General features: G+C 63.6%; 21 protein-coding genes and 1 pseudogene. 13 read left to right on the top strand and 9 right to left on the bottom strand.

Translation table 11 applies throughout. The features are described from left to right. Window positions 1-9: 9 nt before the first annotated feature. Entirely contained in the window at window positions 10-930 is a 921-nt protein-coding gene (locus A3CW_RS0115405; RefSeq protein ID WP_028204375.1) for an alpha/beta fold hydrolase, read from the bottom strand. A 76-nt stretch (window positions 931-1006) separates the two neighbouring features. Further along, entirely contained in the window at window positions 1007-1564 is a 558-nt protein-coding gene (locus A3CW_RS0115400) for a TetR/AcrR family transcriptional regulator (RefSeq protein WP_028204374.1), read from the bottom strand. 620 nt (window positions 1565-2184) lie between these two features. Between A3CW_RS0115400 and A3CW_RS50965 the strand changes: the two genes are divergently transcribed. The 4 genes from A3CW_RS50965 to A3CW_RS50165 are packed head-to-tail and all read left to right on the top strand — an operon-like array spanning window position 2185 to window position 5138. Then, window positions 2185-2517 carry a DUF3304 domain-containing protein gene (locus tag A3CW_RS50965; RefSeq protein ID WP_081771678.1) on the top strand — a complete coding sequence of 111 codons (333 nt, stop codon included), beginning with the start codon at window positions 2185-2187 and terminating at the stop codon, window positions 2515-2517. A 16-nt stretch (window positions 2518-2533) separates the two neighbouring features. After that, window positions 2534-3016, top strand: coding sequence for a DUF3304 domain-containing protein (locus A3CW_RS50960; RefSeq protein ID WP_081771677.1), 483 nt, complete (start codon window positions 2534-2536; stop codon window positions 3014-3016). A gap of 16 nt (window positions 3017-3032) precedes the next feature. Continuing rightward, window positions 3033-3515, top strand: coding sequence for a DUF3304 domain-containing protein (locus A3CW_RS50955; protein WP_081771676.1), 483 nt, complete (start codon window positions 3033-3035; stop codon window positions 3513-3515). A 9-nt stretch (window positions 3516-3524) separates the two neighbouring features. After that, window positions 3525-5138, top strand: coding sequence for a T6SS phospholipase effector Tle1-like catalytic domain-containing protein (locus A3CW_RS50165; protein WP_245623653.1), 1614 nt, complete (start codon window positions 3525-3527; stop codon window positions 5136-5138). A 132-nt stretch (window positions 5139-5270) separates the two neighbouring features. Here the strand turns inward: A3CW_RS50165 and fusA are convergent, their stop codons facing one another. The 3 genes from fusA to A3CW_RS0115380 form a co-directional block, all read right to left on the bottom strand. Continuing rightward, complete coding sequence (gene fusA / locus A3CW_RS0115390; protein WP_028204373.1) at window positions 5271-7325, bottom strand: elongation factor G; 2055 nt, start codon at window positions 7323-7325, stop codon at window positions 5271-5273. A 197-nt stretch (window positions 7326-7522) separates the two neighbouring features. Next, on the bottom strand, window positions 7523-8296 hold the full coding sequence (locus A3CW_RS0115385; protein WP_028204372.1) for a slipin family protein: 774 nt from the start codon (window positions 8294-8296) through the stop codon (window positions 7523-7525). Continuing rightward, the gene (locus A3CW_RS0115380; protein WP_028204371.1) at window positions 8293-9831 is read right to left on the bottom strand and encodes an NfeD family protein; all 1539 of its coding nucleotides are present in this window, start codon (window positions 9829-9831) and stop codon (window positions 8293-8295) included. The genes A3CW_RS0115385 and A3CW_RS0115380 overlap by 4 nt, the downstream gene beginning before the upstream one ends. 287 nt (window positions 9832-10118) lie before the next feature. Here A3CW_RS0115380 and A3CW_RS54555 point away from each other — a divergent pair. Next, a pseudogene (locus A3CW_RS54555) lies at window positions 10119-10208 on the top strand (metal ABC transporter substrate-binding protein); the annotation flags it as partial. Between the two features lie 252 nt (window positions 10209-10460). On the opposite strand, the gene A3CW_RS54295 reads toward A3CW_RS54555, so the two are convergent. Next, window positions 10461-10586, bottom strand: a complete 126-nt coding sequence (locus A3CW_RS54295) for a hypothetical protein (RefSeq protein ID WP_266232470.1) — start codon at window positions 10584-10586, stop codon at window positions 10461-10463. 321 nt (window positions 10587-10907) lie between these two features. On the opposite strand from A3CW_RS54295, the gene A3CW_RS0115360 reads away from it, so the two are divergent. Together A3CW_RS0115360 and A3CW_RS0115355 are read left to right on the top strand one after the other, a co-directional pair. Then, entirely contained in the window at window positions 10908-11270 is a 363-nt protein-coding gene (locus A3CW_RS0115360; protein WP_028204370.1) for a DUF4148 domain-containing protein, read from the top strand. Between the two features lie 226 nt (window positions 11271-11496). Further along, window positions 11497-12531 (top strand): 2-hydroxyacid dehydrogenase, encoded by a 1035-nt coding sequence (locus A3CW_RS0115355; RefSeq protein WP_051481504.1) that lies wholly within the window; start codon window positions 11497-11499, stop codon window positions 12529-12531. Window positions 12532-12615: 84 nt separating this feature from the next. Here the strand turns inward: A3CW_RS0115355 and A3CW_RS0115350 are convergent, their stop codons facing one another. Both A3CW_RS0115350 and A3CW_RS0115345 read right to left on the bottom strand, forming a co-directional pair. Continuing rightward, entirely contained in the window at window positions 12616-13038 is a 423-nt protein-coding gene (locus A3CW_RS0115350; RefSeq protein ID WP_028204368.1) for an organic hydroperoxide resistance protein, read from the bottom strand. A 40-nt stretch (window positions 13039-13078) separates the two neighbouring features. Beyond that, the gene (locus A3CW_RS0115345) at window positions 13079-13327 is read right to left on the bottom strand and encodes a DUF4148 domain-containing protein (protein WP_028204367.1); all 249 of its coding nucleotides are present in this window, start codon (window positions 13325-13327) and stop codon (window positions 13079-13081) included. A gap of 411 nt (window positions 13328-13738) precedes the next feature. Here A3CW_RS0115345 and A3CW_RS0115335 point away from each other — a divergent pair, with 411 nt between their 5' ends. From A3CW_RS0115335 to A3CW_RS0115320, 4 genes are all read left to right on the top strand, one after another. Beyond that, window positions 13739-14782 (top strand): alpha/beta fold hydrolase, encoded by a 1044-nt coding sequence (locus A3CW_RS0115335; protein WP_028204366.1) that lies wholly within the window; start codon window positions 13739-13741, stop codon window positions 14780-14782. 11 nt (window positions 14783-14793) lie between these two features. After that, window positions 14794-15321, top strand: a complete 528-nt coding sequence (locus A3CW_RS0115330; RefSeq protein WP_028204365.1) for a cytochrome P460 family protein — start codon at window positions 14794-14796, stop codon at window positions 15319-15321. Window positions 15322-15396: 75 nt separating this feature from the next. Then, a complete protein-coding gene (locus A3CW_RS0115325; RefSeq protein ID WP_028204364.1) occupies window positions 15397-15804 on the top strand; it encodes a GFA family protein in 408 nt (135 codons plus the stop codon). 138 nt (window positions 15805-15942) lie between these two features. Next, window positions 15943-16683 (top strand): class I SAM-dependent methyltransferase, encoded by a 741-nt coding sequence (locus tag A3CW_RS0115320; protein WP_028204363.1) that lies wholly within the window; start codon window positions 15943-15945, stop codon window positions 16681-16683. Between the two features lie 55 nt (window positions 16684-16738). On the opposite strand, the gene A3CW_RS0115315 is transcribed toward A3CW_RS0115320, so the two are convergent. Beyond that, window positions 16739-17302 carry a thioredoxin family protein gene (locus A3CW_RS0115315; protein ID WP_028204362.1) on the bottom strand — a complete coding sequence of 188 codons (564 nt, stop codon included), beginning with the start codon at window positions 17300-17302 and terminating at the stop codon, window positions 16739-16741. A 318-nt stretch (window positions 17303-17620) separates the two neighbouring features. Here A3CW_RS0115315 and A3CW_RS0115310 point away from each other — a divergent pair, with 318 nt between their 5' ends. Further along, the gene (locus A3CW_RS0115310) at window positions 17621-19453 is read left to right on the top strand and encodes a cytochrome c biogenesis protein DipZ (protein ID WP_028204361.1); all 1833 of its coding nucleotides are present in this window, start codon (window positions 17621-17623) and stop codon (window positions 19451-19453) included. Between the two features lie 273 nt (window positions 19454-19726). After that, window positions 19727-20083: a DUF4148 domain-containing protein gene (locus A3CW_RS0115305; protein ID WP_028204360.1), complete on the top strand. Its 357-nt coding sequence runs from the start codon at window positions 19727-19729 to the stop codon at window positions 20081-20083. Window positions 20084-20120: the final 37 nt, after the last annotated feature.

Below are 20120 nucleotides of genomic sequence, written 5' to 3'. Positions count from 1 at the left end.
AGGCCCGAGTCAGGTCTGGCCGAAGAAACGCAGCAGTTCTTCGGCCACGGCTGCGGGCTGCTCCTCCGGCAGGAAATGGCCGCAGTGGGCAAGCGTCGCGCCTTGCACCTCTTCGGCGTAATGGCGCAGCGGACCGGCCATGTCGGCAATCGAGCCCTGATCGGCGCTCAGCGCGAGAACGGGCATTGGTAATTTTCCGCGCGCGCTCAACTCGCGATTCTGGCGCGCCGAAACATCGGCCGCGCGGTAGTAGGCCAACCCCGCGCGCAATCCGCCTTCTTTCGTGAACACGCGCAGATATTCGTCGATATCGGCATCCGTGAACGATTGCGGATGCGCCGTTTTGCGGCGCAGAAACCACTCCAGATACGCGCGCTCCTTGCCCGCTATCAGCAGCTCCGGCAGATCGGGAACTGCATGGAAGGCAAAGTGCCAGGTGCGCCACGCGCGCTCGGGCGCGACGGGCAGCGCGTCCGGCAGCGTGATGCCGGGAATGCCGGCGTCGAGCAACGCGAGGCTCGACACTTCAGCGCCGAATAGCGCCGCATAGGGGTAAGCCACCCAGGCGCCGACATCATGAGCGGCGAGGTGGTAGCGGCGTGCTTCGAGCTTGCCGAGCAGCGCGTGCAGGGCGGTTGCGAGCGATTGCGTGTCGTAGCCAACCGGTGGCCGATCGGAGTCGCCCTGGCCGGGCAGGTCCGGTGCGATTACGCGATACCGCCCGGCGAGGAGCGGCATGACCTTGCGCCACGCGAACCAGCTTTCCGGATAGCCGGCCAGCAGCACGACTGTTTCGCCATCCTTATTTCCGCCGATTACGTAGTGAAGCCGCGTGCCATCGATGGTTTCGAAGCGATGCGCGAAGCCGGGCAGGATGGGGTCGGCCAGCGAGGCTGGACCGTGGTCAATGATGCGTGAGGGCGTACTCAAGGTGTGACACTCCTATGGGTTCAGGGAACGTTGACATTGATTGGAAATAATCATTTCCAAATTAGCCAAAAAAATTTCAACGCAGTAGACGCATGGCTTCGGCGGCGACGGCTAGCATGTCACGCTGCGTGCGGCCGGATTTGCCGATCAAACGAAAGCCGTGGAGCAGGGCGAGCAAGGTACGCGCCATGGCCGGGACATGGATTTCCGCTGCAACCGAACCGTCTTGCTGGCCTTGCTGAAGGAGTTCGCGCAGCATCTCTTCGGTGCGCCGCATGGCGGCTTCGACGCGCGTGGCGACTTCGTCGTCGAAAGTGGCGAGCGCCGTTGCGCTGGAAACCACGAGGCAGCCGTGCCGGCCCTCGCTGCCGTGGGACGATTCGGCATAGAAGAGGAAGATGACGCGAATCTTCTCGCTTGCTTTGGACTGCTTGTCGATGCGATGGCGCAATTCGGCGTTGCGCGTGGTGACGTAGTGGTCGAACGCGGCGAGAAAGACGCCGCGCTTGTCGCCGAAGGCCTTGTAGAGGCTCCCTGCGGTCAGGCCCGTTGCTTCGCTGAGATCGCCCACGGAGGTGGCGTGGTAGCCGCGCTCGCGGAAAACGCGCACGGCGCCGTCCACGACGGTTTCCATGTCGAATTCGCGCGGTCGGCCGGGGGAGCGGGCCAGGGGTTGGGATGGGTGGTCGGATGCCATGGGGATGATTATAGGAAATGTTTATTTCCTAAACAAGGGGGCCGTCCGAAAACATTTCAAGATGAAAACCGGACTTGGAATTCCTCCCTGTCATCGCACACTCGACAGCCTTGCCACGATTCGCCGACACCGCTCGCCGGACTTCATCCGTTAACCCGGCATCATGTTCCGGGGCTCCTCGAAGCCGCCAGTTGTCAATCTTTGACCCGCTAGCACTGAGATGCATCAAAAGATCCCCAGTTTCAGTCTATACCTCATTGAGACCGTGTCGCCCGCACTATATAACCGAGATGATCCGAAAGCGAACATCTTCGCGGTCTTCTCAAGCCCAGATCGCGTTTGAAATCTTGGTCTCGCCTCCCCAAAACCAGTTGCGAAGTCAATTTCCATAAAAGACAAAGAATGCGGACTTTTCCAGAGAGGGGAGTGACCGGCATCTTACTCCGCCTCTTATTTGCCCTGATTCTCGAAGGTTGCAAGAAAGAGCCCTATATGCTTGGGTTGGTCGGGTACAACTATACAGACCGAGAAATTGCTGATTTTTCGGTGAATGGTCAATGGGTGCAAATCTCGTGCTAAGTACGCCGACCTCCGGTGGAGGGAGCAACATGTGTTGCGTAGTTATGAGCCGTGACACGAAGACGCCGTTCTGGGTCGATGTCGACTACAAAATGAGCGCTCTCGAATCCTATCCACCGAGAAAGATTATTGAGCCGTCATCGCCTTACAGAAAAGCGAGGGTCGAGGTGACCGGTCCTGTTCCACAAGATCCAAGCTATATCGAGATCCACTTTTATCCGGACGGTCATATCAAGGCGGCGCTATCAGGCCGAGATGGCCCGTCACCGCCACGGCTGAAGCTTGAGCGCCGCTTACCCTTCGTGCGTTGAAACGCAAGGACATCAAATGAAAACGAAGAGCGCCTTTCTGCTGCTTCTATTTTTCGTCCTGCCAGTTATGGTATTTAAGGGTTGCAAGAAAGAGCCTTATATTCTTGCGATTATCGGCTATAACTACACGGATCGTGCTATAGCGGATTTCTCAGTTAATGGTCAAGGGGGAAGTAACGTCGAACTTAGTACGCCTGATGCTGGTGGAGGAAAGGAATCCTGTTGTGTCGTTATGAATAGCGACACGAAGACGCCAATCTGGGTCGATGTCGACTACAAAATGAGCGCTCTAGAATCCTATCCGCCGAGAAAGATTATTGAGCCGTCAGCGCCTTACAGAAAAGCGAGGGTCGAGGTGACCGGTCCTGTTCCACAAGATCCAAGCTATATCGAGATCCACTTTTATCCGGACGGTCATATCGAGGCGGCGCTATCAGGCCGAGATGGCCCGTCACCGCCGCGGCTGAAGCTTGAGCGCCGCTTACCTTTTGTTCGTTGAAACGCAAGGACATCAAATGAAAACGAAGAGCGTTTTTCTGCTGCTTCCATTTTTCGTCCTGTCAGTTATGGTATTTCAGGGTTGCAAGAAAGAGCCTTATATGCTTGCCATTATCGGATATAACTACACGGATCGTGCTATAGCGGATTTCGCAGTTAATGGTCAAGGGGGAAGTAACGTCGAGCTCAGTACACCTGATGCTGGTGGAGGAAAGGAATCCTGTTGTGTCGTTATGAATAGCGACACGAAAACATCATTTTCGGTCGACGTTGAGTTTCAAATGGATGCACTCGAAGCGTATCCTCCCCGGAAGATAATTGAGCCAGCAGGGCCATACAAAAAGAAGAGGGTTGAAGTCACAGGCCCCATTCCGTCAGACCCAAGCTACCTCGAGATTCACTTTTATCCGGATGGGCATATTGAGGCGGCCCTATCAGGCCGAGATGGCCCGTCACCGCCGCGGCTGAGGCTTGAGCGCCGCTTACCTTTCGTTCGATAGAGGATAGTCATGCTTGACGATACCCAGGTTCCGCAAATCGCAGGTCTGCGCCCGCTGACTTTGCTTGAGCGAGAGGCGCGCGCTGCTGCGATGGCCTGTATGGACCCCGCGAAAAAACCGGGAATGGCAGATTGCTCACAATCGATTTGGATTTCATTCTTTTTCGACGGTACTGGAAATAACCGGTTCGTAGATACCCCCAAGTCGAAGCATAGTAACGTTGCACGTCTTTTTTTTGCACACGAAGCAGATACGGGGGTTAACGGTCGATATCCGATTTATATCAACGGCTTGGGCACACCATTTCCAGAGATCGGCGAGCATGCGTACAGCCCCATAGGTTCGGCATTCGGAGCCGGTGGCGAAAAGCGCCTGCAATGGGCGCGCAAGCAGTTTGACGAGCGCATTCAAAAGGCGAGGGCACGAGCAAGGAATCCGAGGCAGCCAATCCGGATGATCAACGTCGCCCTGTTTGGCTTTTCCAGAGGTTCGGCGCTCGTGCGTGCCTTCGCTGTGAGGCTTGCAAGGGAGTGTCGGAAAGTGGGGGACGGCTGGCAATATCAAGGGTACCCAATTCGCCTATACTTCATGGGCTTGTTCGACACAGTTGCGTCGGCCGGACTGCCGGCGAGCTTCCAGCTTCTGGATCGAAGTCCGATGATCCAGATTGCGACTACGACGGTTTCCGCAGTCCTGAGTTCCGCTCTGGTGTATGTCCCAAAGGACGGGCACTACACCTGGGCAAAGGACCTGAAGATTCCACCGATGGTTGAGCAATGCGTCCACTACATTGCGGCACATGAGGCTCGGGATTCGTTCCCACTCGATTCGGTGCGTGACGGCAAGAGTTATCCACCCAACTGTATCGAAATCGTCTATCCCGGTGTGCACTCCGATGTTGGTGGCGGATACGCACCGGGTGAGCAAACCCGTACGCTGAAAGAAGACGAAAAACTGAGCCAGGTTCCGCTGCTGCACATGTATCGAGCCGCAAGCGCCGCTGGTGTTCCGCTTCAGGCATTGAACACCATGGCTGGAAAGGTTCAGGAGACATTCAATCTTTCCCCGAAAACCGCGTCACTTTTCGACACTTACCAAAAGTTTGCCCACGCATCCGGCCCGGTTGAAAATGTGGTCGCCGAGCACCTTTATCCGCTGTATCTAGCGCGTAGCTACCTGTCCAAACTAACGGCCGACGAGGCCGCGCGCGCTCGTATACCCGCAGCAAAACAGGTTCTCATGCGAACGGGAAACCAGAAACTTGCAGATGCCCTGGAAAAGGAACTGGCCAGAATCACTGCCGGCGGGAATGCCGTGAACGTGGCGGCAGCAGACGCGGAAACGCGCAAAATCGATGGCAAGTCGCTCAGCTTGCGTGAGGCGATGCTGGCGCGCGCGTACGAAGACGTGTCCTTGATCACCGGCTCCAGTGAGACGCGCCAGGCGTTGCTAGATTTCTTCGATTACCTTGTACATGACTCCGTGGCTGGCTTTGGTATGGACGCCTCGAAGTTACAAAACTGGAGAATGATTTACTTCGGGAATCAGGGTTATCAACCCGCGAACGACTGGAGCGTAGCGGATGCGAGGGAGCCAGACGAAAACGCGGATGCCATTGCATGACTGGCGACAGCATGCGCCGTTCGCTAGCTTTGGGGGCGAGTGACGTAACTTATACGCCGCCCGTGGTTCCAGCGTGGGCGGCTCTGTCGCGGCAAATGGGTGCGGTGTCAGGCAGTGGCCAGCCAACCCCCCTCACTCCACACTCTCCCCCCGCCCCTTATGCTGCGCCGCCAGCCTTTCCTGATGCGTCGGCGGCACTGGATCGTAGTGGCTCAGCTGGATGCTGTAATTCCCATGCCCGCCCGCGAGCGAATTCAGCCGCGACTGATAATCGTTGAGTTCGGCGAGCGGCACCTTCCCCGCAATGACCATGGCCTGCCCACCCATCGTGCGCGTGCCATGCACCTGCCCGCGCCGCGCGGAAAGATCGCCGATGATGTCGCCCATCGCGGCCTCGGGCGTCATCACCTCGATATCGACAATCGGTTCGAGCACGATAGGCTGCGCTTTCAGCACCGCATCGATAAACGCCTTGCGGCCCGCGGTAACGAACGCCACTTCCTTCGAATCTACCGGATGGTGCTTGCCGTCGTACACAATCACGCGCACGTCCTGCATGGGAAAGCCCGCGAGCGGACCGCTGTCGATCACCTGCAAGATGCCTTTCTCCACCGCAGGCATGAACTGCGAAGGAATCGCGCCGCCTTTCACGGCATCCACGAACTCGAAGCCCGCCCCGCGCGGCAGGGGCTCGACGCGCAACATGACTTCGCCGAACTGGCCCGCGCCGCCCGTCTGCTTCTTGTGGCGGCAATGGCCCTCGGCTTTGCCGCCAATCGTCTCGCGCCACGCAATCGTCGGCGGACGCGTCACGACGTCGAGTTTGTACTGATCGGTGAGCCGCTCCAGCATGTAGCGCAAGTGCAGTTCGCCCAGCCCACGGACAACGGTTTCATTGGTCCCTTCGGGGTGATCGATCTGCAGGCAAGGATCTTCCGCCGCGAGCTTTTGCAGCACTTCCCACACGCGTTGCTCATTGCCAGGCCGCGCCGGCTCGATAGCAAGCCCGTAAATCGGATTGGGAAACGCAGGCGGCGTGAGGTGAATGTTGCCGTCCTCGGGCGCGTCGTGCAGCACGGCGTCGAAGCCGATATCGTCGGCCTTCGCCACCGCGCAGATATTGCCGGGCCCCGCACGCTGCACCTCCGTATGCTCCTTGCCCTGCAGCATCAGCAGATGCGCCACCTTGAACGGCTGCCGCGCGTTGCCGATATAAAGCTGGCTGTCGCGCGTCACCGTGCCTTGATGAATGCGAAACACGGCGACCTTGCCGATATACGGGTCGATCACGATCTTGAACACATGCGCGAGCACGTGCTTGTCGGCATCCGGCTCGGCGCGCACGGGTTCCTTGCCTTCCTTGCCCTCTACCTCGCGGTAGAACAGCGGCGGGTTGCCTTCGGTGACATTGGGCAAGAGCCGCACGAACACGTCGAGCAGTTGCGCGATGCCCGCACCGGTCGCCGTGGAGGTGAAGCACACCGGCACGAGATGCCCTTCGCGCAACGCGCGTTCGAACGGCTCGTGCAGTTGCTCGGGGCTAACGGCTTCGCCTTGTTCGAGGTACAACTCCATCAACTCGGGATCGAGTTCGATCACCTGGTCGACGAGCGCGTTGTGCGCGGCTTCCACCGAATAGAAATCGGCTTCGCCCGCCGGGTTGAAAAAGCAGTCCACCACTTCGCGGCCGCCTTGCGCAGGCAGATTGATCGGCAGGCAAGTCTTGCCGAAGGTCTCCTGGATCTGCGCGAGCAGCCCCGGCAAATCGACCTTTTCCGCGTCGATGCCGTTCACGATGATCATCCGGCATAGCTTGCGCTGCTGCGCATACGCCATCATGCGGGTCGTCGTCATTTCGATGCCGGTGCGCGCATTGATGACGATGGCCGCCGTCTCCACCGCAGGCAGCGCGCTCATCGACATGCCGGCGAAGTCGGGGTAGCCGGGTGTGTCGAGCAGGTAGATGCGCGTGTCCTGGTGGTCGAGATGGGCGATGGCGGAGTTGAGGGAGTGGTGGTACTTGCGTTCGAGGGGATCGAAATCGCAGAGGGCGGTGCCGCGATTCACGCTGCCTGGCGCGTGCAGCGCGCCGCCCTGGTGCAGGAGCGCTTCGGCAAGCGAGGTCTTGCCGCAGCCGGCATGGCCGACCAGAGCGATCGTGCGGATGGCTTCGGGACTGTAATCCATGGCCGCCGTCGTCCGTTAGTGGATGTTCGGCAATTATTGGCGATATTTCCGCGCTCTGCCAATCCCAAGCTCAAAAGAAGCGTGCACGAGGGCGCGCACTGCGGCGGTCGACAGTTTTCGCTGCGCTGCAATATTCAGGTGAACTGTCGAAGATGCCGCGAGGGCGCAAGCGGCTCAAAACTGAGGGGACGGATCACTCAACGTTCGCGCGGCGGGCCGGACCGCTCGATCAGCGCATTGAGCAGTTCGATCGGCAGCGGGAAGACGATGGTGGAGTTCTTGTCGGCGGCGATGGTGGTGAGCGTCTGCAGATAGCGTAGTTGCATGGCCTGCGGCTGCTTCGCGAGGCATTGCGCGGCCTGCAGCAATTTTTCGGACGCCTGCAGTTCGCCTTCCGCGTGAATCACCTTCGCGCGGCGCTCGCGTTCGGCTTCGGCCTGGCGGGCGATCGCGCGAATCATCGTTTCGTTGAGGTCCACGTGCTTGATCTCGACGTTCGACACCTTGATGCCCCACGCGTCCGTTTGCGCATCCAGCACTTTCTGGATGTCGGCGTTCAGTTGCTCGCGCTCGGCGAGCAGGGCGTCGAGTTCGTGTTTGCCGAGCACGGCACGCAGCGTGGTCTGCGCGAGCTGGCTCGTCGCGTCGACGTAGCGCGCGACCTGAATCACGGCCTTTTCGGGGTCCACCACGCGAAAATAGACCACGGCGTTCACTTTCACCGAAACGTTGTCGCGCGTGATGACGTCCTGCGAAGGCACATCGAACACCACGGTGCGCAGGTCGATGCGCACCGCCACCTGCACCACGGGAATGATGAGCACGAGGCCCGGTCCCTTGACCTTCCAGAAGCGCCCGAGCATGAACACGACGCCGCGTTCGTACTCCTTGAAGATGCGGATGGACGATAAGGCGATCAGCACCACCAGCGCGATCAGAAGACCTGTGAAGCCGAACGTGAAGCCGATCATGAACGTTCTCCCTTGTCGTTTGCCTTGTCGTGTGCCGCGCCGTGCAGCGGAGTGACGGTGAGCATGAGGCCGCTGCGCGAGCTCACGCGCACGCGGCTGCCGGCGGCGAGCGGCGTGGCGCACGCCACGTGCCAACGCTCGCCGTGCACGCGCGCCCAGCCCGTGGAAAGGGTTGCGTGGCCGGGGCGCGGGTCGGGGTGCAGGCCCTCGTCGATCACTTCGCCAGTGGCGCCTACCATCGCCTCCGCGCCGGTCACCACGGGCCGCCGCCGCGCGCGCAGCGCCACGCTGGAGACGGTGGCGACGAACGCCGCGCCGCCGAGCGCGAGACCCGCGATGAGCGGGATGGGGATGCCGTAGCCGGGCGCGCTGGTGTCCATCAGCATGAGCGCGCCGATGGCGAACGCCACGATGCCGCCGAAGCCCAGCACGCCAAACGTTGGCAGAAATGCCTCCGCGATGAGGCACGCGAGTCCGAGCAGCACGAGCCCGAGGCCCGCGTAGTTCACGGGCAGCAGCTGCATGGCGAAGAGGCCCACCAGCAGGCAGGTCGCGCCCGCGACGCCGGGCAGCACGAAGCCTGGGTTCGCGAACTCGAAGAAGAGCCCGTAAATGCCGATGGTCAGCAGAATCAGCGCGACGTTCGGGTCGGCGACGATCGAGAGGAAGCGGTTGCGCCAGTCGGGCGCGACGACTTCAAGCGGCGCGTGTGCGGTGGCGACGCGCAGCGTGCCCGCCGTCGTCGTGACGGTGCGGCCGTCGAGCTGGCGCGCGAGATCGGCGGGGTCCTGCGCGATCAGATCGATCACGTGCTGGTCGCGCGCTTCTTCGTCCGAGAGGCTCACGGCCTCGCGCACCGCACGCTCGCCCCACGCCGCGTTGCGCCCGCGCAGCTGCGCGAGGCCGCGAATGTAGGCGGCGGAGTCGTGCATGACCTTGCGGGCTTCCGTCGATTCGTTGTCGTCGGGGTGCGGGGCCGAGGCGCCGGAGGCTGTCTCGGGGGCGCCTGGCGCGCCACCTGGAAGGCCACCGCCACCGCCGCCGCCCACGCCGATCTGCACCGGCGATGCCGCGCCGAGGTTGGTCCCCGGCGCCATGGCCGCGAAGTGGCTTGCGTAGACGATATAGGTGCCCGCGCTCGCGGCGCGCGCGCCGCCGGGCGCGACGAACGCCGCGACCGGCACCGGCGAGGCGAGAATCGCCTTGATGATCTGGCGCATCGACGTGTCGAGCCCGCCGGGCGTATCCAGTTCGAGGATCGCAAGCGGCGCGTGCTCGCGCGCGGCGCGCTCCAGCGAGCGGACGATGAAATCGGCGCTGGCGGGCCCGATCGCACCGTTCACCGTCATGACGACGACGGGCGCCCTGGCCGCCGCGAACGCATCCGGCACAGCCAGCGCGGCCGCCAGGGCGGCCCACGCGACCAGCAAGGCGACGAACACGACGGCGCGAGCAAGCCGCGCCGTGAGCGGATGGTGCGGGTGAACGGGCGGTGCGTCGTGCACCGCGGCATGCGAGGGGCGATGATCGCGCATCGGGAGTCCGGAACGTGGCGCACGTTCCGGTTCACAGATGGGGCAAGAGCCGATACCTCAAGATTAGGCGCTTTCCGCCCAAAGCGCGAACCGGCCCGAATGGCGGGAATACGCGCCGAACGTTGCGCCGCACACTGATTGCGCGGCTCCGAAGACAATGGAGGAATCGAGATTTGGCGCGCCGGGCTTCGTGGCGAACATCCGGTGGCCGGCAAGTCGTTGCGATCGCAACCAAATGGCAAGAGGGCTGCGGAAGCGCGCATGGACCCATTCGGCGGCGAGGCCTATGGACGCGCGAACTGGCGGCCGCGTACGACTCGAACGCGGTCGCGCATTGCATCCTCACGCGCTACCAGGATTCGGTGCGGCGGCGATGGCAGGAACGACGTGCTCACCCGGCGGCGTCTGGACGACCGGCCGGTCACGCATGCGTTGCGTGGCCAGGCGCACGCCTTTGCCGGCGCGCTTCTGGCTGCGCCGGGGTGGCGTCCCGATGCGGCGCGCGCGGATGCCCCGGAAGCCGAGGTTTGGTTGGGCGCCGCATAAAACCCGACCGCTCGATGCGGCCGCGTGTTACTTCTCGTCCCTCGTTTGTGCGGGCAGGGACGCTTGCTGCAGTCAGGCGCGGATTAGTACCAGCGGCGCTGAGCTTCTGCGAGCAGTTCGCAGTATTCGAGGTGACGGTTCAGCGCTTCGGCGCCAAGACGACGCAGTGCAGCCAGGACTTGAGTCACTTTTTCGACGATTGCACCCATGATTTCCTCTTTGCTAGGGTTAGTGCCTAAGGGATAACCCTTATTATAGAGATTTCAGGGCGGAATGCAAGGCGCGAGGAGGCTAAGTGTGCAGTGCAGCAACACTTTTGATTCGCCCCTTATTGGCGTGCTAGCGGCCGCGCCCAGCCGCCCGGGCGCCATCTTGTATCGCACTGTGTCTGGCCGTCTGCCCGACAAACGCGCTTGCAAAAACGGGCTCACGTGCAAACAAGCCAGATACATCGCGGCGTTCAAATGTCTCCTACGCAAGGTTGATACACAACAGTGCGCAACCACTCACCCAACGTCAGGAGAAACACCATGAAGCTCGCACACTCGCTCGCCGCCGCCGCTCTTGCTGCCCTCGTTGCCGTTCCCGCGCTCTCGTTCGCGCAGTCGAGCCAACCGGTGACCCGCGCCGAAGTGAAGGCCGAACTCGTGCAACTCCAGAAGGCCGGCTACAACCCCGCCAGCGATAACACGCAATACCCCGCGAACCTGCAAGCCGCGCTCTCGCGCGTGAGCGCCGAAAGCGGTGCAGCGGCGTCGGCGTTCGGCGGAGCGGCCGAGGGTGCGTCCGCAGCAGGCAGCCGCACGCACGCCCGCGCGGCATCGAATGCCGCCGGTGCGAATGAAGCCGGCCAGGACGTCGTTGGCCTCGGCCCGATCTACGCTCACTCGTAATGCGCGCGGCACCACGCCGCGAAGTTTGCCGCGCACCGGCAGGCTTCGCGGCGTTGCCGCGTCTAAACCCGGCCCGCTCGTTCCCAATCGCGCGCCGTGCTGCTGCTACCATGTGCGTGCATGCCCGCGCCGCACACGCGAACGCTTTCACGTTCGAGTTCAAGGCGCATCCATGCGCATCGAGGCGCCATTCGCGCCTGCACCCCGAAGCTCGCACGAGGTCAACATGCCGGGAACCCAGATCCCCACTTCCGCTCGCCCACGCATGATCCTGTTCAGCGCGCGGCAGTACGACGTCGACACGTTCACCGAGGCGAACAGCGCTTTCCAGTACGAGCTGCACTACCAGGAATCGCATCTCGATGCCGATACTGCCGTGATCGCCGACGGCTACGACGTGGTGTGCCCGTTCGTGAACGATACGGTCGACGCCGCCACGCTCGAGCGCCTCCATAAGGGCGGCACGCGACTCGTGGCGCTGCGCTCGGCGGGCTTCAATCACGTCGATCTCGCGGCGGCGCAGCGTCTTGGCATCACCGTCGCGAGAGTGCCCGCGTATTCGCCGCATGCGGTAGCCGAGCATGCCGTCGGGATGATTCTTGCGCTGAACCGCAAGCTGCCGCGCGCCGTGTCGCGCACGCGCGAAGGCGACTTCTCGCTTGCCGGGCTGCTCGGTTTCGACCTGCATGGGAAGACGGCCGGCGTGATCGGCACGGGCATTATCGGCCGGTGTTTCGCGCGCATCATGGCGGGCTTCGGCATGCAGGTGCTCGCCCACGATCCGGGCCCGCCGGCCGCCGACTTGCTGGCGCTCGGCGCGCGCTACGTGCCGCTCGATACGCTGCTTGCGCAGTCCGACGTGGTGAGCCTGCATTGCCCGCTCGTGCCCGCCACCCGACATCTGATCGACCGCCACGCGCTCGCGAAGATGAAGCGCGGCGCCATGCTCATCAATACCGGACGCGGCGGGCTCGTGGAAAGCAGCGCGCTCGTGGATGCGCTCAAGAGCGGCCAGCTGGGGCATCTCGGCCTCGACGTGTACGAGGAAGAAGGCGGCCTGTTCTTCGAGGACCACTCGGATGCGCCGCTGCAGGACGACGTGCTCGCGCGTCTCCTGATGTTTCCGAACGTGATCGTCACGTCGCACCAGGCGTTCTTTACGCGCGAGGCGATGAGCGAGATCGCGCAAACGACGCTGCGCAACGTGGAGGCCTGGCGTAACGGTTCGCCGGGCAATCTCGTGGAAGCGCCGCACGGCTAGAGCGCAACGCGCACGTCAAGACGCAAAAGCAAAGCGGGGCGCGCCATAAGCCGCCCCGCTTCTTTGCATTCTACTGCTACGCGATCACGCCTCGACCACGCTGAGCGTGACGTCGATGTTGCCGCGCGTCGCCTTCGAGTATGGGCAGATCTGGTGTGCCGTTTCGACGATGCGCTGCGCCGTCTCGCGATCGACGCCCGGCAGGGTCACGTTCAGGCGGCCGCGCAGCTTGAAGGCGTCGTCGGCGTTGACGAGGTCGATCTCGGCGTCGACCGCCACGTCGCGCGGCAGCGTCGTGCCGAGCTTCGTGGCGGCGCGGCCCATCGCGCCGATGAAGCACGCCGACCAGCCCGCCGCGAACATCTGCTCCGGGTTCGTGCCCGGCGCGCTCGATCCGGGCGGCGAGAGCTTAACGTCCAGACGCCCGTCTTCGCTGCGGGCCGCGCCGTCGCGCCCGCCGGTGGTGTGGGTCTTGCCGGTGTACAGCACTTTTTCTGCCTGGGTCATGGTGTTTATCTCCTGAGGTTAGCGTCGTGGGGACAAGGATTTAGCTGCCGCGATACAGCTGCTGGAGCGCGGCGAGCTGGCCGTCGTGCTGCGCCTGAACCAGTTCCTGGCGAACCTGTGCACGCGTGATCTTTGCGTTCGCCGCATTGCTGGCGGGCGTCCATGCCTGGCCTGTCTGAACCGCGGGTTGCGCCGCGCTCGATTGAGCGGGCATGGCGGCGAAGACCGGAGCGGCGGTGAGGACTGCGGCGCTGGCGGCAAAGGCGAGGGCGAGCTTCGATACGTTCATGACTTTCTCCTGGGAAGGGTTTGGAAATCCGTCCGGTCATCAGCAAGTTCCGGCGTTGATGCATTAAAACCACCGGACGTATCTGCCGTGTTTCATGAACGCCGCGTTTTGCAAGGGTATGTGTCTGCGCTCTGCGCTTATACATTGCGATACAAACTAGCCGCTTTTGCGTCCCGCTCGCGTCGCATCGATCCTGCCACGCCGACGCTTTTTTGATTTGTTTTGTGTACGCGCTTGCAACAGACACATTGGGATACATGGCGCTTTTCCCGCCCGGTTATAAATTCACCAGGGCGTTTTGCCTGCCGCCGCGAGCGCGATCGACCGAATCGAACGATCCGCTGCCGCCGGCTCATCAACGAGGCCAAGCCGTTCGGGCGCGGCCTGCATGCACAACAAGGAGAAGTGGTCATGTCAGATCCCGTCAATGTCCGGCGCCGTCGCCTTCTCGGCACGTCGCTTGCCGGCCTCACGCTCGCGGACTTCGCATTCGGCGGTCTCGCGCACGCACAGTCGGCTGGCGGCGCGGAAGGCAACACGCGCACTGGCAACGGCGTATCGTTCGGCCCGCTCAAGCAGATCAACGCGGGCCTGCTCAACGTGGGCTACGCCGAGGCGGGTCCGAAAAACGGCCCGGTGGTGATCCTGCTGCACGGCTGGCCGTACGACATCCATAGCTATGTCGAGGTCGCGCCGATGCTGGCCGCATCGGGCTATCGCGTGCTCGTGCCGTATCTGCGCGGCTACGGCAGCACGCGCATTGTCTCGGACGACACGCCGCGCAACGGCCAGCAGGCCGTCACCGCCGTCGATCTCATCGCGTTCATGGACGCCCTGAAGATCGATCAGGCCGTTCTGGGCGGCTACGACTGGGGCGCGCGCACGGCGAACATCGTCGCGGCGCTGTGGCCCGAGCGCGTGAAGGGGATGGTCTCCGTGAGCGGCTATCTGATCGGCAGCCAGGAGGCGAACCGCAAGCCGCTGCCGCCGCAAGCCGAGCTGCAGTGGTGGTACCAGTTCTACTTCTCGACCGAGCGCGGCGCGCAGGGTTATGCCGCGAATCGCGACGCGTTCAACAAGCTGATCTGGCAACTCGCCTCGCCGAAGTGGAACTTCGACGACGCGACCTACGAGCGCAGTGCAGCGTCCTTCCAGAATCCGGACCACGTGGCCATCGTGATCTCCAACTACCGCTGGCGCCTCGGCCTCGTGCAGGGCGAAGCGAAGTACGACAGCCTCGAGCAGCGTCTCGCCGCCGCGCCGGCCATCACCGTGCCGACCATCACGCTCGAAGGCGACGCCAACGGCGCGCCGCATCCCGCGCCGGCCGCTTACGCGAAGAAGTTCACGGGCAAGTACCTGCACCGCAATCTCGACGGCGGCATCGGCCACAATCTCCCGCAGGAAGCGCCCAAGGAGTTCGCGCAGGCCATCCTGCAAGTCACGCATCTGTGACGGGGGCCGCGATGCAAGCCCGTATTTTCAGGCATCGCGCGCCCCTCGCGCTCGCACTGCTCGCGGGTCTCGCGCAGGGTCCCGCCGCATGGGCCCAGCAAGGCGCGCAAGCGCCGGGGCAGGCCGCTTCGCCGATCTACGGCGTGACGGTTCCGCCCGGCTACCGCAAGTGGGAAATGATCGCGCCGGCCGAGGAGGCCGCGCCGCTCGACGAACTGCGCGTGGTGCTCGGCAATCCGGTTGCGATCAAGGCCATCGAGAATTCGACGCTGCCGTATCCCGACGGCACGATCCTCGTGAAGCTTGCGTACAAGCGTAAGCAGTCCGACGATTTCGGGCCGGCCACGGTGCCGGGCCAGCCCACGACCGTGCAGGTGATGGTGAAGGACTCGCGCCGCTATGCGTCGACGGGCGGCTGGGGGTACGGGCGTTTCATCAACGGCGTGCCGGCCAACGCGGCGCAGCATCAAACCTGTTTTGCGTGCCACGCTTCGAAGGTGAAGGATCGCGACTACGTGTTTACGCGATTCGCGCCTTGACGGGATGCCAGGGCTCCTGATTCAGGATCGGTGACATAATCCCGCAGTCGTCTTCAAACGGATCGGGAGAGCCCCATGCAGCGGACATACCGTGGAAGTTGCCATTGCCAGTCGGTGAAGTTCGAAGCCCTAATCGATTTCAGCAAGGGCACGGGAAAATGCAACTGCAGTTTCTGCGGAAAACTCCGTCTTTGGCTCGTCCAGGTTCGCCCGGAAGCCTTCGTTCTGCTCTCGGGCGAAAGCGATCTCACGCATTACGAAGGGAACAACCCGGTAGCCCATCATCCGTTCTGCAAACATTGCGGCGTGCACGTGTTCGACCGCGTCGATATGCCGAACGGGACGGGCTACCCTTACATCAACGTGAATATCATGTGCATCGACGACTTCGACCTGAACGAAGCGCTGGATGCACCGATCTCCTATGCCAACGGTCTCGCGAATGACTGGGGCAATCCGCCTCGGGAAACGCGGCATCTCTGAGTGTTTCAGGGCGCTCGTCCAGCATATTGAGCGACGCCGGGCTCGCGGGCGTCCACATCGGTCTTCTCCCTTTTTGCGGGTACGCGCGCATGTTACGCGTATAGTCGGTCTCTTCGTTCGCGATCTCGCAGGGAAAACATGGCGCAGAATATTTACGACGATCCGGCATTCCTCGCAGGCTACAGCCAGCTCCCGCGCCAGGTGCTGGGGCTCGAAGGCGCGCCCGAATGGCCGGCAATTCGCGCGCTGCTGCCGGATCTGCGCGGCAAACGCGTGGTCGATCTGGGATGCGGCTTCGGCTGGGCGTCACGCTGGATGCGCGAGCAGGGCGCAGCCTCGGTGCTCGGCATCGACATTTCGCAGAGCATGATTGCGCGCGCGAGGGCAGATACGACGGACCCCGCGATCGAGTACCGTATCGGCGATCTCGACACGCTGAGTCTGCCCGGCGAGGCGTTCGATCTCGTGTACAGCGCGCTGGCCTTTCATTACGTGGCGGATTTCACCCGCCTCGTGCGTACCCTTCGCGGCGCGCTCGCAAGCGCCGGCCAACTCGTCTTCACGATCGAGCATCCCGTGTATATGGCGGCGGCGAACCCGCACTGGATCAGCGGCGAGGCGGGCGACCAGCGGGGCCGCAAGACCTGGCCTGTCAACGGCTACGCCATGGAGGGCGAGCGCCGCACCGACTGGTTCGTCAAGGGCGTGCTGAAATACCATCGCACGCTGGGCACCACGCTCAATACGCTGATCGACGCGGGGTTTTCTATTCAGCGTGTGAATGAATTCGCGCCGACGCCCGAGCAGGTTCAGCAAACGCCTGCATTGGCGGAGGAACTCGAACGCCCGATGCTGCTGCTGGTATCGGCGAATACGTAGCGTAGCGCCGTGTGATCGCCGCCGCCCCGCAAGCCGGAGCGGCGGCGCCAGCCGATCATCCCTGCTTGCCCTGAATGCCCAGCAGATCGCGAACTTTCTGCTCGGTCTGCGCGTAGTCGCCCTCGCCGAAGTGGGTATAAACGAGCTTGCCGTTCTGGTCGATGAGGTAGACCGCCGGCCAGTACTGGTTGCCATAGGCGTTCCACGTCGCGTAACCGTTGTCCTGCGCGACCGGGTACGTAATGCCGTATTGCTTAATGGCCTTCTGCAGGTTGCCGGTGTCGCGCTCGAACGAATACTCGGGCGTGTGCACGCCGACCACTACGAGACCCTTGTCGCGATAGCGCGCGTCCAGCTCCTTGATGTGCGGGATCGTGTGCACGCAGTTGATGCAGTCGAAGGTCCAGAAGTCGACGAGCACGACCTTGCCGTGCAACTGCTTGAGGTCGAGCGGCGGGCTGTTGAGCCAGTTGTTGATGCCGGTGAAGTTGGGCGCCTGCGCGCCGGTTTGCAGCGCGGCCGAGCCGCCCGACGGCGCTTCGCCCGAAGCGTACGCGGCGAGCCCGGCGGTGGCGGCGAGGCCGATGGCGACAGCGGCTATCTTGAGACGAGAGATCATGAGCGTTCTCCTTGTGTGGACGACGAGCGTATTGGAACGCTCCCACGTATCTGGCTCGTGTCCCGCTCGCGGCACTGTTGAAACGTAGTGTGTCGCCGCCGGGGCGCGATACGTAGAGATACAAATCGTCCACTGCGCGTGCCCAGTCTCGCGCACGCCGCTGCGCGCGTTGCGCGGGTTTGTATCCGTCTGTATCCAGCCGCTTTCGCGATACATGACGATGCACGACGCCTGCGTTCCAGACATTCCCCGGATACATGCCCGCGCTGAAATACGCCACATGGCAAGTCCGCCGACATTCGTCTGGAGACCGAACTCATGTTACTCATCGTCATCGCATTCGTGGGCGGTGCGTTCACCGTCCTGAGCCCCTGCATCCTGCCGGTCGTGCCGTTCGTGTTCGCACGTTCCGATGAGCCTTTTCTGACTGGCCGGCTGCCCATGCTGCTCGGCCTCGCGCTCACGTTCGCGCTGCTCACGGGGCTCGGCGCCGCCGGCCTGAACGGCGCGGCGCAGTTGAGCGAGTACGGCCGCTGGATCGCGCTCGGGCTCTTCGCGCTGTTCGGCGCGGCGCTGCTCTTTCCCGCGCTCGCCACGCGCCTCTCCGGCCCGCTCACGGCGCTCGCCGACCGCTTCATGGCGCGCTCGCAGGACGACGGCGCGTCGCGCCGCATCGGCTCCGCCGTGCTGCTCGGCGCCGCCACGGGCTTGCTGTGGGCGCCGTGCGCCGGGCCGATCCTCGGCCTCATCATCACCGGCGCGGCACGCCACGGCGTGACCTGGCAGACGTGGGCCGCGCTGGCGGCCTATGCCGTGGGCGCCGCCAGTTCGCTCGCGGTGGTGGCGGGCCTCGGTCATCGCGCGATGGCTGCGCTCAAGCGCTCGCTCGGCGTGGGCGAGCATGTGCGGCGCGCGATGGGTGCGCTCGTGCTGCTCACGGTCGGCGCGATCGCGCTGGGTGTGGATACGCGCCTGCTTGCGCTGGTGCCGGGCGCGCCGACCAATGGCGTGGAGGCGCGCCTCGTCGATTTGCTTGCGAGCCCCGCTGCGGCACGGCAAACGCCGAGCGCGGAGCCGGCGCGTCAGGAGGAGCGGGAAGCCCAGGCACGCCCAGCGGTACAAGACGAACAAGCGGCCCACATCGAGCGCGTGTCGCTGCCGGCCCCGGCGCCCGCCGTCGATCTTGCCGTGGAAGGCCGCCTGCCGGCGCTCGACGGCGCGAACGCGTGGCTCAATTCCGCGCCGCTCACGCCCGAAGCGCTGCGCGGCAAGGTCGTGCTGGTCAACTTCTGGACCTATTCGTGCATCAACTGCTTGCGAACCCTGCCGTATCTTAAGACGTGGGCCGACCGCTACCGTAACGACGGTCTCGTCGTGATCGGCGTGCACACGCCGGAGTTCGGCTTCGAGCACGACACGGGCAACGTCAAGCGGGCATTGGCCAACCTGGACATCCGCTATCCCGTTGCCGTGGACAGCGACTACCGCATCTGGAACGCCTTCGGCAACCAGTACTGGCCGGCGTTCTATCTCGTCGATGCCGAGGGCCGCGTCCGCTATCACCACTTCGGCGAAGGCGACTACGCGCAGGCCGAGCAGGCGATCCAGCAGTTGCTAGCCGACAACGGCCGCGCCGCGCTCTCGGCTACGCCGAAAGCGCCGCAGGCGAGCGGCGCACTGGCCCCCGCGGATCCGCGCGACATCGGCTCGGGCGAAACCTATGTGGGGTATCGCGAGGCGCAGGGCAATGCGAACCCGGAGCGCGTGCAGGCCGATACGGCCGCCGCGTACACGTTGCCGGGGCAGCTCGGCTTGAACCAGTGGGCGTTCGGCGGGCAGTGGAACGTGGGCGCCGAGTCCGCCGTGGCGGGCGCGCCGCAGGCGAGCATCGCCTATCGCTTCCATGCGCGCGACCTGCATCTGGTGCTCGCGCCCACCGCCGACGGCAAGCCCGTGCGTTTTCGCATCAGCATCGACGGCGCGCCGCCGGGCGCCGCGCACGGCGCCGACGTCGCAGCGGACGGCAGCGGCGTCGCCACCAGCGCGCGCCTGTATCAGCTCGTGCGCCAGTCCGGCCGCATTGGGGATCACACCTTCGAGATCCGCTTTCTCGATCCGGGCGCGCACGTCTACAGCTTCACGTTCGGCTGATACGCGCCACGCCATGCCACGCCGCCGGGCCCTCGCGGACCCGGCGGCGTTTGCGTTGCGGCCCGCGCCGCGCATCGTGGCGGGCTTTTTGTAGCGCAATGTATCTGCGCGCATTTCGGACACGTTCATATGCAAACCGCGCCCCAAACGGAAACACGGCAGATACATCCGGACGTTCAAATACCCCTACGCCAGCTCGATACACCACTCGCGCTGAACCGAACCCGGTTTGAACCCGATCGCTGTCCACCTCATTCCTCTTTGGAGAACGTCATGAAAGCCCTCAAGCTCCTCGCCCTCGCTGCTCTCGCCGCCGCCCCGGTTCTTTCGTTCGCTCAGTCGAACGAGCCCGTCACCCGTGCGCAGGTGCGCGCCGAACTCGTGCAGCTGCAGAAAGCCGGTTACAACCCGGCCGCCGACGAAACGCAATACCCGAGCAACATCCAGGCTGCGCTGGCGCGCGTGGAAGCCACGCAGGTCGCGCAGCAATCCGCTTCGTCGTCGTATGGCGGTGTGGCGGACGGCTCGTCCGACGCGTCCGCTCCGCGCGTGCCGCATCGCGCCGCGAAGGCCGCGCGCGCCGCGCAGGACGATATCCCCGGCCTCGGCCCGATCTACGCGCATTCGTAATCCGCCTTTCCCGACCCAACGAACGACCCGATAAGAG

Origin of the sequence: Paraburkholderia nodosa DSM 21604 (assembly GCF_000519185.1) — a bacterium.
In the GTDB taxonomy this organism is placed as follows: Bacteria; Pseudomonadota; Gammaproteobacteria; order Burkholderiales; family Burkholderiaceae; genus Paraburkholderia; species Paraburkholderia nodosa.
This window is presented reverse-complemented; position numbering and strand designations above follow the sequence as displayed.